The organism is Caulobacter sp. SSI4214 (assembly GCF_012184455.1).
Lineage (GTDB): Bacteria > Pseudomonadota > Alphaproteobacteria > Caulobacterales > Caulobacteraceae > Caulobacter > Caulobacter vibrioides_E.
The window spans coordinates 1-11,398 of sequence record NZ_SZWJ01000120.1 but is presented as its reverse complement, the minus strand read 5'-3'; the positions used below and the strand labels follow the sequence as shown (position 1 = coordinate 11,398).

Genomic DNA, 11,398 nt, shown 5'->3' with positions numbered 1-11,398 from the left:
CATCCGAGGCCAAGCGGTTCCAGAAGGCCAGCGGTCCGCCGGCCGGCCGACACGGCTGGAGCGCCAGGGTCGTGCCAACCTGAAGGTCGTTCCTCGCGGCCCGCAGCGCCTGGATCGCCAGCCCCTGACCAAGGTTCATGTGGTGGGTCACCGGGCCCAGCAGCCCGGCGTCCTTCAGACCCGGCGCGTGTTCGCCCAGCACGTGGCCGAACACGGTGTGCACGGCGGCCTCGTTGAGGATGATGTAGTGCTTCAGCCGATCGCCCAGTCGCTGGACCACGGCGTGGGCATAGTCGGCGAGGCGCTGGGCGGTGTCGCGATTGGCCCAGCCGCCCTTGGCCTGCAGCCCTAGGGGCAGGTCCCAGTGGAACAACGTCGCGTAAGGGGTGATCCCCTTGGCCAGCAAGGCGTCGACCAGCCGGGCGTAGTGGTCCAGCCCCGCGACGTTCGCCGTCCCCTCGCCCGTCGGCAGGATCCGCGACCAGCTGATCGAGAAGCGGTAGGCGTTAAGCCCCGCCCCGGCGATCAGGTCGACATCCTCCTGGAACCGGCGATAGCTGTCGGTGGCGACCGTGGCGTCCGAGCCGTCCTTGACGTGGCCCGGAACCTTCTCGAACAGGTCCCAGATGCTGGGGCCGCGCCCGTCGGCGGTCTGGGAGCCCTCGGTCTGAAAGGCGGCGGTGGCCACGCCCCAGGCGAAGTCCTTCGGAAACCGTCGCCCCTGCGGCTTCAAGTCGGTGTCGCGATGCGCCTGGCAGCTGGACAGCCCCAAGGAAGCCCCGCCCAAGGCCGCGCCCGTAAGCGCGAGCGCGCCCAGGTCCCGCCGGCTGACGCCTGGCTGTTGCATGGTCTCCTCCCCGTCTTGTCTTTGCGGAGAAGATGCGGCGGGGTTGAGTTCCAGGCAATCCTCCCCTTGGGCGGGGCCCGATTTGCCGAGCTAGCGAACCCGAACCATCGACGGCGTGGAGGCGATCGCCTCGGCCGGCATCGGACGTCCCAGCAGATAGCCCTGGAATTCGACACAGCCCAGCTTCACCAGGGCGTCCATCTGGTTCTGGGTTTCGACGCCCTCGGCCGTGGTCTTCAGACCCAAGGACTTGGCCAGACTGACGATGGCCGACGCGACGGCCATCGCTTCGCCATTGCCCGGCAAGCTGGCCACGAAGGACCGGTCGATCTTCAGCTTGTCGATCGGGTGGCGGCGCAGATAGGCCAGGCTGGCATAGCCGGTGCCGAAATCGTCCAGCGCCAGACGGAAGCCCAGGCGCTTCAATCGGCGCAGCGCGTCGTGGACGCCATCGCCATCCTTCAGCAAGGCCGTCTCGGTGATCTCGAGCATGAAGGTCTCGGCCCGGGCGCTGGTCTCGGCCAGGGTCGCGACGATCTCGTCGATGAAATCCGGGTTGGTCAGCTGGATGGCCGAGACGTTGACCGACACCTCCAGACCCGACCAGCGCAGGCTGTCGTAACAGGCGCGCCGGAACACGGCCGCGCCGACGGGGCCGATCAGGCCGCAGGACTCGGCCAGCGGAATGAAGATGCCGGGCGAGATCTCGCCGCGTTCCGGGTGGTTCCAGCGGGCCAGGGCCTCGACCCCGACCATCTCGCCGCGCGCGTCGGTCAGAGGCTGGTAAGCCACGGTCAGTTCGTCGTGCTCCAGCGCCGCCCGCAGATCCCGCTCGAGGCTCTTTCGCAGGCGTAGGGCCGCGTCCATCTCGGGCTCGAAGAAGGCGAAACGGCCACGCCCCGCCTCCTTGGCGCGATACAGGGCGACATCGGCCTGACGCAGCAGCTCGGCCTGGCCCTGATCGGCGTCGGACACGACCGACACGCCCACCGAACACGATAGCACGGCGCGGCCGATCGACAGGTCCACCTCGCCCGACAGGCCATCGACCACGCGTTGCGCCAGACTGGCGGCGCCGGCCGGGCTGGTGTCGGGCTGGATGATGGCGAACTCGTCGCCGCCCAGGCGGCAGATGGTGTCGGTGTCCCGGCAGATGGCGGTCAGCCGGCGAGCGACCTCGCGGATCAGCTGGTCTCCGGCGTCGTGGCCATAGGTGTCGTTGACCTCCTTGAACCGATCGAGATCGATGCAGAGCACGCCAATATGGCCTGGCTTTCGCCGCAACAGCGCGTGCGCGTGAACCAGGCGGTCGGTGAACAGCGTCCGATTGGCCAGACCCGTCAGCGGGTCGTGCAAAGCCAGGTGCTTGGCCTCCGCTTCGCTGAGCAACAGCTTCTTGGCCGCGCGGCGAGTGGTCCGGAACAGCAGGAACGAGCCCATCGCCGCCGCCAGGATGGCGATCGCCAGCATGGGCGTCGCCGAACGCAGCAGTTCCGCGCCAGGCCGCCGGGGGACCCAGCGCAGCACGATGCGGCGACCGTCGGTCGATCGGCCCAGAACCGATTGGGCGGCCGCGGCGTCGACGGCGTCGGCCGCGACCACCGCGATGGCCGCGTCGCGCAGCAGGAAGCGTTCGGAGAAGGCCTTGACCATGATCTTGGCCACCGGGGTCGAGGTGACCAGCAGCGGCCCGCGCGGCCCCTTGGTCCTCGCCTTCAGGTCCGGGCGGATCAACGAGACGGTGATCAGCACCGGCTCGCCGCGCACCAGCTCGACGCGGCTCTTGTGGACGGCGTGCAGCGCGGCGACCTTCTTGGGATCGCTCTCGATCGCCCGAACGTCGTTCACCAGGCTCGAGGCTTGGAAGGCATAGCGGTCAAAGGTGGTCGAAGAAACGTCCTTGCCCGCGACGTGGGCGTAGATCGGCTTGTCGGCGGCGTCCAGAACGAACGCGGCCTCGTAGCCCAGCGCTCCGCCCACGGAGGCTCCGATGTTCTGGCTGGCCCAGGCCTGGTCGAACTGGTTGTCGAGCTTGTGGATCGCCTCGTCCCAGATGACATAGGGGTTGAGGCCGGTCTGGATTTCCTCGATGCGCTGGCGCAGGCCATTGCCGACCAGGGTCTGCTCGTAGTCGCGTTCGCGCGCGTCGGCGTGGCGGGTCGCGACCGTCAGGGCGAAACCGGCGAGCAGGATCATGCCCGCCGCCATGCCGGCGATCAGGCCAAAGATCTTCAACTCGATGTTCCGACGGTCCATCGCGCTCCCCTGAGATCCGACATCCTTCATACCAACGGTTGCCGAAATCCTTATCGCGACGGATCGGAGAGAAATTTATCGCACGGCGTTACGCGATTTGGGTGTTGCGGGATTGACTCCGCGGCCAAGCCCCGGGGCCGTCATCCTTCACGCCGCCGCCCCGCGCGCCCGGGCCAGGGGGTCGTAGTTGAGGATCGGCGACAGCCAGCGCTCGGCCGTGGCGAGGTCCCAGCCCTTGCGGGCCGCATAGTCCTCGACCTGGTCGAGATCGATTTTGCCCACGCCGAAATAGTGCGCCTTCGGGTGGCTGAAATAGAGGCCCGAAACCGCCGCGCCGGGGGTCATGGCGTAGCTCTCGGTCAATTGCAGGCCCGTGGCCGCCTCGGCGTCGAGCAGCTTGAACAGCGTGCCCTTCTCGGTGTGGTCGGGCTGGGCGGGATAGCCGGGCGCGGGGCGGATGCCCTGATACGTCTCGGCGATCAGGCGCTCGACGTCGGCGTCCTCGTCCTTCGCATAGCCCCAAAGCTCGACGCGGGCCTTGTGGTGCAGCCACTCGGCGAAAGCCTCGGCCAGACGGTCGGCCAGGGCCGAGGCCATGATGGCGCTATAGTCGTCGCCAGCGTCCTTGAAGCGTTTGACGATCTCGTCCTCGCCATGGCCGGCCGTGACGGCGAAGCCGCCGACATAGTCGCCCCCCCGCCCGATCGGCGCGACGAAGTCCGACAGGGCGACGTTTTGCTTGCCTTCGCCCTTGTCCATCTGCTGGCGCAGGGTGTGCAGGCGCGAGAACTCGGCGGTGCGGGTGTCGTCGGTATAGAGCACGATGTCGTCGCCCTGGGACTGGGCCGGCCAGAAGCCGATCACGCCCTTGGCCCCGAACCACTTCTCCTCGACCACCTTGTCCAACATGGCGCGGGCGTCGCGATAGAGGTCGGTGGCGGCCTGGCCGACCACGTCGTCTTCCAGGATCTGCGGGAAGCGCCCGATCAGTTCCCAGCTGGCGAAGAACGGCGACCAGTCGATGAACGGGACCAGCTCCGCCAGCGACGGCTCGAACACCCGCGTGCCGAGGAAGGCCGGCTTGGGCGGCGCATAGCCGTCCCAGTCGATGGCGAAGGCGCGCGCGCGGGCTTCCTTGATCGAGGTCCGCGCCTTGACGGTCTGGCCGCGCGCGTACTGCTCGCGGACCTTGACGTATTCGGCGCGGGTTTCGGCGATCGTCCTGTCACGCTCGGTCGGCGACAGCAGCGCGCTGACCACGCCCACGGCGCGGCTGGCGTCGACGACATAGGTGGTCGGGCCGCGGCGATAAGCGGGCTCGATCTTGACCGCCGTATGGGTGCGGCTGGTGGTGGCGCCGCCGATCAGCAGCGGGATGTCGAAGCCCTGGCGCTCCATCTCGGCGGCCACGAACACCATCTCGTCCAGCGAGGGGGTGATCAGGCCCGACAGACCGATCATGTCGACCTTGTGCTTGCGCGCCTCGTCGAGGATGCGGTCGGCGGGCACCATGACGCCGAGGTCGACGACCTCGTAGTTGTTACACTGAAGCACGACGCCGACGATGTTCTTGCCGATGTCGTGGACGTCGCCCTTCACGGTCGCCATCAGCACCTTGCCGGCGGCCTGGCGTTCCTGGCCTTCCTTCTCGGCCTCCATGAAGGGCATCAGCCAAGCCACGGCCTGCTTCATCACGCGCGCCGATTTCACGACCTGGGGCAGGAACATCTTGCCCGCGCCAAACAGGTCGCCGACGACGTTCATGCCGTCCATCAGCGGGCCTTCGATCACGTGCAGCGGACGCTCGGCGGCCAGGCGCGCCTCTTCGGTGTCGGCCTCGATGAACTCGGTAATGCCGTGCACGAGCGCGTGGGTCAGGCGCTCGTTCACCGTCCCCTCGCGCCAGGCCAGGTTGGCGACCTGCTGCTGGCCCTTCTCGCCCTTGTAGCGCGGCGCCATCTCGACCAGGCGCTCGGTGTTGGTCTGGTTCGGGTCGCGCTGGGGCCGGTTGAGGATCACGTCCTCGACGGCCTCACGCAAAACCGGGTCGATGTCGTCATAGACCGGCAGGTCGCCGGCGTTGACGATGCCCATGTCCATGCCGGCGTTGATGGCATGGTACAGGAACACCGAGTGGATCGCCCGGCGCACCGGCTCGTTGCCGCGGAAGCTGAACGAGACGTTCGACACCCCGCCCGACACCCGGGCGTAGGGCAGCATCTGCTTGATGCGCCGCGTGGCCTCGATGAAGTCGACGGCGTAGTTGTCGTGCTCCTCGATCCCGGTCGCCACGGCGAAGATGTTGGGGTCGAAGATGATGTCCTCGGGCGGAAAGCCGACCTTCTCCACCAGCGTGTTGTAGGCCCGCTCGCAGATCTCGACCTTGCGCTTTTCGGTGTCGGCCTGGCCGACCTCGTCGAAGGCCATGACCACCACCGCCGCGCCGTAGCGCAGGCAGAGCTTGGCCTGCTGGAGGAACTTCTCCTCGCCTTCCTTCAAGCTGATCGAGTTGACGATCGCCTTGCCCTGAACGCACTTGAGGCCCGCCTCGATCACCTCCCACTTGGAGCTGTCGATCATCACCGGCACGCGGGCGATGTCGGGCTCGGCCGCCATCAGGTTCAGGAAGGTGATCATGGCCTGCTGGCTATCCAGCAAGCCCTCGTCCATGTTGACGTCGATGACCTGGGCGCCGGCCTCGACCTGCTGGCGCGCGACCGACAGGGCCTCGGCGTAGTTCCCCTCGACGATCAGCTTCTTGAACTTGGCCGAGCCGGTGACGTTGGTGCGTTCGCCGATATTGACGAAGACGGGTCTCATGCCGCCACCGCCTTCCGAGCGCGCGCCTCGGCCAGGGCGATCTGCCCCCGCAGGAAGTCCTCGAAGCCGATCCCCTCGGCCTTCAACGACTTGGGATAGAGCGATGAAGCGGTCATGCCCGGCAAGGTGTTGATCTCCAGGAAGACCGGCCCCTGGGCGGTGATGATGAAATCGCTGCGCGAATAGCCGGCCGCGCCAACCGCCCGATGGGCCTTGAGCGCGCTCTCGCCCAGCGCCGCCACGATCTCTGGCGAGAAGGTCGAGGGGCACAGTTCGCAGGTGCCGGCCGACAAGTACTTGGCCTGGTAGTCGAAGACGCCCTCGGCGGGCAGGATCTCGACCGGCGGCAGGGCGATCAGCGAGCCGTCGGCTCGCTCCAGCACCCCGCAGGTCGCCTCCTGGCCGGCCACGAACGGCTCGATGACATAGGCCTCGGTCGCGGCGGCGACTTTCAGGCGCTCCAGGTCAGCCGGACCGTCCACGAAGATCAGGCCGTAGCTCGAGCCGTCGGCGGCGGGCTTGGCGACCAGGCGGCCATAGCGGGCCAGGGCGGCCTCGGCGTCGTCCAGGGCCACGCCCAGCGGCGAGGTCACGCCGGCCTCTGCGGCGGCGGCCTTGGCGGCGGGCTTGTCGAAGGCGATGCGGCTGGCGGCCGCGCCCGAGCCGGTGAAGGCCACGCCCCGCGCCTCGCACAGGGTCTGCAGCTCGCCATTCTCCGCCATGCCGCCGTGCAGGCCCAAGAGCAGCGTGCGATCTTCGCGGGCGGCGAGCGCGATGGCGGCCTCGATGTCGCCGATCGGCGCGCCCTCGGTCGGCAGGTCGATCTCGAACGGACGGTCGTGGCCCAGCAGCGTCTCGCGCGTGGCGGCGTGCACCTGGCCGTTCGGCGCCCAGTACCACAGGTCGGCGTCCGGCAAGGCGCGCGCCAAGCTCTGGGCGCTGGCCACGGCGACGAGGCGTTCGCGGTTGACGCCGCCGAAGAGAATGGTGATCGACATCGGGACCTTAGGCGAGTTCGAAGGGTTCGAGGCCGGCCAGGCGCATGGCCTTGGGGCGTTCGGGGATCTGGCGGGGCTTCACGCCGCGCACTTCGTCGGCGACGTGACGGATGTGGTCCGGCGTGGTGCCGCAGCAGCCGCCCAGGATGTTGACGAGGCCGTCCTTCGCCCATTCGTGCAGGGCGTGGCCGGTCTGGTGCGGCTCCTCGTCGTACTGCCCCATGGCGTTGGGCAGACCAGCGTTGGGATAGGCCGCGACCAGGGTGTCGGCGATGCGGGCCATCTCGGCGATGTGCGGGCGCATCAAATCAGCGCCCAGCGCGCAGTTGAAGCCCACGGCGAATGGCTTGGCATGCTTGACGCTGTTCCAGAAGGCTTCCGCCGTCTGGCCCGACAGCGTCCGGCCCGAGCGGTCGGTGATGGTGCCGCTGATCCAGATCGGCAGTTCCTCGTGGCCCTCGTCGCGCCAGTCCAGGATGGCCTTGATCGCCGCCTTGCAGTTCAGGGTGTCGGTGATCGTCTCGATCAGGAAGAGATCGACCCCGCCCTGGTACAGCGCGTCCACCTGCTGGCGATAGGCCGCGTAGACCTGGTCGAAGGTCACCTTGCGCGCGCCGGGGTCGTTCACATCCGACGACATCGACAGCATGACGTTCAGCGGCCCGATCGAGCCGGCGATGAACTTCGGGCGGGCCGGGTTCTCGGCGTTCCAGCGGTCGGCGACCGAGCGACCGATCCTGGCCCCCTCGAAGTTGATGTCCCAGACGTCCTGCTCCGACAGGTGATAGTCCGCCTGGGCGATGGTCGTGCCCGAGAAGGTGTTGGTCTCGGAGATATCCGCGCCGGCCGAGAAGTAGGCGTCGTGCAGTTCGGCCACGAGATCCGGCCGGGTCAGGCACAGGATGTCGTTGTTGCCCTTCATCTGGCCGTTATAGGCGGCGAAGCGCTCGGCCCGGTAATCGGCCTCGGACAGGCCCTTCTTCTGGAACATCACGCCCCAGGAGCCGTCTAGGATCAGGATGCGCTCCTTGGCGGCGGCCTTGAGGGCGGCGACGCGATTGGCGCGGATGGACAGGTCGGTCATGGGCGGAACTCCGAAGCGCAAGCGCCCCCTCCGTCACGCCGCGTATTCGCGGCGCGCCACCTCCCCCGCTTCGCGGGTGAGGAGGAAATCATTGCATCCTCCCCCGAGAAACGGGGGAGGTGGATCGACGCGCGGCGGCGAGACGGAGGGGGCGCTCTCATCGCGCGCCTCCCGCCGCCTGCTGGCGCGCGAGTTCCTGGTTGAAGGCGGCTTCGGAGGCGTCGACGAACCGGCCAAGCTCGGTCGGGTCGACGAAGGCGTTCGGGTCGCCGCGCAACTGCTTGCGGCGCTTGGCCAGCAGGTCGCCCTGCTCCTCGTGCGCGGGCAGCATGACGTCGGTGGGGATCGCGCGCAGCTTGACGAAGCTCTGGCGATAGTCCGCCACGATGTTGCGATGGGTCTTGTTGCCGACCAGCACATTGCCGGCCACCGACAGCGAACAGGGGAAGGTCACGTTCAGCGGCCGCCCTCGCTCGATCACCGCCGTGGTCCAGCTGGTGCAGCCGATCGTGTGGCCCGGCGTCAGGTGCGCGATCAGGGCGGTCTCGCCCAGCTTGAGCTTGGCGCCGTCGCCGAAGGTCTTGTCGACCTTGACCGGCGGCATCGGCGTCGGACCATTCTCGTTGTCGCCGATATGATGGCCCTGCTCGATCGCCGGCGCGTCGCCGCGCGAGATCCACAGCTTGGCGGTCGGGATGTCGGCCTTCAACTGGGCGAAGCCGCCGGCGTGGTCGTAGTGGGCGTGGGTGTTGATCAGGACCTTCACGTCGGTCAGCTGAAAGCCCAGCGCGGTGATGTTGCGCTCGATCTGCTTGCCGACCTCGGCGTTCGGGCCAGCGTCCAGCAGCACATGGCCCTCGGACGAGACGATCAGCCAGGACGAGATGCCCTCCGTCCCAACGTAGTAGATGTTGCCGACCACGCGATAGGGCCGCGTCGGCTTGGTCCAGTTGGCCGGCATGTCGGCGTGGGCCGCTGGCGCCAGGGCCAGGGCCGACATCGCCAGGGCGATCAGAACGCGCTTCATGCCGCGGCCTCCGCTGGAGCCGGCGTCGCCTCGCGCACGCCCAGCACACGGCAGATGGCGTAGACGAGATCGGCCCGGTTCAGGGTATAGAAGTGGAAGTCCTCGAAGCCCTGTTCCCGCAGCTTGGCGCACATCTCGGCGGCGACCGAGCAGGCGATCAGACGGCGCGTCTCGGCGTCGTCGTCCAGGCCCTCGAACAGGTTGGCCAGCCACGATGGGATCGCCGTCTGGCACGCGGCGGCCATGGTCTTGAGGCCGTTGAAGTTGGTCACCGGCATAACGCCCGGCACGATGGGAATGGTGATCCCGGCGGCCCGCACCTTGTCGACGAAGCGCAGGAACGCGTCGAGATCGAAGAAGAACTGGCTGATGCCCAGCGTCGCGCCGGCGTCGATCTTCTGTTTCAACACGTCGATGTCGTGCTCGATCGAAGGGCTCTCCGGATGCTTCTCGGGATAGACGCCGACCAGCACCTCGAACGGCGCCACGGCCCGCACCGCGCGGGTCAGCTCGGTGGCGTTGGCGTAGCCGTCCGCACGCGGAACATAGACCCCGCCGATGCCGCCCTCCCCGGGCGGCGGATCGCCGCGCAGCGAGACGATGTGACGAACACCCGTCTGCCAATATTCGCGGATCACCTCGTCCACTTCCTCGCGGCTGGCGCCGACGCAGGTCAGGTGGGCGGCCGGCTTCAGCTGGGTCTCGTCCAGGATGCGCTTGACCGTCCGGTGCGTGCGCTCGCGGGTCGAGCCGCCGGCGCCATAGGTCACCGACACGAAGGCCGGATCCAGCGGAGCCAGACGGGTGATCGCCTGCCAGAGGTTCTCTTCCATGCGCGGCGTCTTGGGCGGGAAGAACTCGAACGAGACGCGCGGGCGGTCCGTGCGCTCGCCCGCGCGGGCGACGGGGCCGATGACGCGGCGGGTCGGCGGAAGGGTCATGCGGCGGTCCTTTCGGCGGCGACGCGAAGCGGACGACGCGCGGTCCAGATCTTGACGGTCAGGCCCTCGCCCGTGGCGGGCGGCAGGGCGATGTTGCTTTCCAGCGCCAGGCCCGAGGCCTGAAGCCAGGTGACGATCTCGACGTCGTCGAAGCCCAGACGGCGGTGCTGATGGACCTCGCGCAGGAACTCGTGATCGTGCGGCGCGAAGTCGGCGATCAGCAGCAGGCCGCCGGGCGTCACCAGCCGGGCGGCCTCGGCCACGGCGCTGGCCGGATCCGACAGGTAGTGCAGCACCTGATGCACGGTGACGAGGTCGGCGCAGCCGCCCGGCAGTCCGGTGCGGAAGATGTCGCCGTGGCGCAGCTCGCAACGGGCGAGACCCGCCTTGGCCACCTCGTCGCGCGCGATGTTCAGCATCTGCTGCGAAAGATCCAGGCCCAGGGCGTTGCTGGCCCGCTTGCCCAGCAGGGTCAGCATCCGGCCCGCGCCGGCGCCCAGATCGACCATTTCGTCGAACGGCCCTTCGCCGGCGGCGCGCAGGATCGCGGCCTCGACCTCGTCCTCGTCGACATAGAGCGAGCGGATCTCGTTCCAACGCGCGGCGTTGCGGGCGAAATAGGCCTGGGCGTCGGTCGAGCGCTCGGCTCGCACGGCGGCCAACCGATCGGCGTCGGCCCGGACGATCACATCGGCGTCGTCGATCAGGTCCAGCGCCTGCTCGACCAGGAACCGGCCGGGCGACTTGGCCGCCAGGCGATAGAACACCCAGGCGCCGTCCGGAAACCGTTCGACCAGCCCGGCCTCGGCCAGCAGCTTCAGATGGCGCGACACGCGCGGCTGGCTCTGGTCGAGAATGCGGCACAGCTCCAGCACCGACAGCTCCTCGGCCGCCAGCAGGGCCAGGAGCCGCAGACGCGTGGACTCGCCGGCGGCGCGCAGCACCTCGACGACCTGTTCGGCTGTAAGCTTCATAGGGATATAAAGATATCTTTATATCCGATTTGGCAAGAGAAGATTATGCCCCGGCGTCGGCTTTGACCGGCTCCCAAAGCTCGATCTTGACCCCGGCCGGATCCAGAAGCCAGGCGAAACGCCCCATGCCGCCCTCGTCCTGGCGCCCCAGCGGCTCGACGCCCTCGGCGGCGGCCTTGGCCAGCACGCCATCGATATCGTCGACGATGAAATTGATCATGAACGGCGCGTTCGAAGGCTCGAAATATTTCGTGTCGGCCGCGAACGGCGACCAGGTCGACTTACCCGCCGGATATTTGAACAGAGCCCCGCCCCAGCTCTGCACGTCGAAGCCCAGCACGCGGCCGTACCACTCGCGCAAGGCGGCGGGATCCTCCGCCTTGAAAAAGATACCGCCCAGACCCAGAACCTTGGCCACTTTCGCGCCTCCAATCGCTGCGATGGTGCGAGC

Annotated in this window: 9 protein-coding genes; all 9 read right to left on the bottom strand. The window is 68.1% G+C overall.

Annotation, left to right across the window (positions count from 1 at the left end):
* On the bottom strand, nt 1–847 hold an 847-nt coding region (locus FCU40_RS21225; RefSeq protein ID WP_168077690.1), incomplete at its 3' end, for a family 1 glycosylhydrolase.
* 90 nt (nt 848–937) lie between these two features.
* Nucleotides 938–3,103, bottom strand: a complete 2,166-nt coding sequence (locus FCU40_RS21220) for an EAL domain-containing protein (RefSeq protein WP_168077689.1) — start codon at nt 3,101–3,103, stop codon at nt 938–940.
* A gap of 147 nt (nt 3,104–3,250) precedes the next feature.
* Nucleotides 3,251–5,923, bottom strand: a complete 2,673-nt coding sequence (gene metH, locus FCU40_RS21215) for a methionine synthase (protein ID WP_168077688.1) — start codon at nt 5,921–5,923, stop codon at nt 3,251–3,253.
* Nucleotides 5,920–6,921, bottom strand: a complete 1,002-nt coding sequence (locus tag FCU40_RS21210) for a D-alanine--D-alanine ligase (RefSeq protein WP_168077678.1) — start codon at nt 6,919–6,921, stop codon at nt 5,920–5,922. The genes metH and FCU40_RS21210 overlap by 4 nt, the downstream gene beginning before the upstream one ends.
* A gap of 7 nt (nt 6,922–6,928) precedes the next feature.
* Nucleotides 6,929–8,005, bottom strand: coding sequence for a homocysteine S-methyltransferase family protein (locus FCU40_RS21205; RefSeq protein ID WP_168077676.1), 1,077 nt, complete (start codon nt 8,003–8,005; stop codon nt 6,929–6,931).
* A 157-nt stretch (nt 8,006–8,162) separates the two neighbouring features.
* Nucleotides 8,163–9,032 carry a CAU/MBL1b family subclass B3 metallo-beta-lactamase gene (gene blaCAU / locus FCU40_RS21200; RefSeq protein ID WP_004621313.1) on the bottom strand — a complete coding sequence of 290 codons (870 nt, stop codon included), beginning with the start codon at nt 9,030–9,032 and terminating at the stop codon, nt 8,163–8,165.
* Entirely contained in the window at nt 9,029–9,973 is a 945-nt protein-coding gene (gene metF, locus FCU40_RS21195; RefSeq protein WP_168077674.1) for a methylenetetrahydrofolate reductase [NAD(P)H], read from the bottom strand. The genes blaCAU and metF overlap by 4 nt, the downstream gene beginning before the upstream one ends.
* On the bottom strand, nt 9,970–10,947 hold the full coding sequence (locus FCU40_RS21190) for a metalloregulator ArsR/SmtB family transcription factor (RefSeq protein ID WP_004621317.1): 978 nt from the start codon (nt 10,945–10,947) through the stop codon (nt 9,970–9,972). Before FCU40_RS21190 ends, metF begins: the two co-directional genes overlap by 4 nt.
* 43 nt (nt 10,948–10,990) lie before the next feature.
* Entirely contained in the window at nt 10,991–11,365 is a 375-nt protein-coding gene (locus FCU40_RS21185; protein WP_004621318.1) for a VOC family protein, read from the bottom strand.
* Nucleotides 11,366–11,398: the final 33 nt, after the last annotated feature.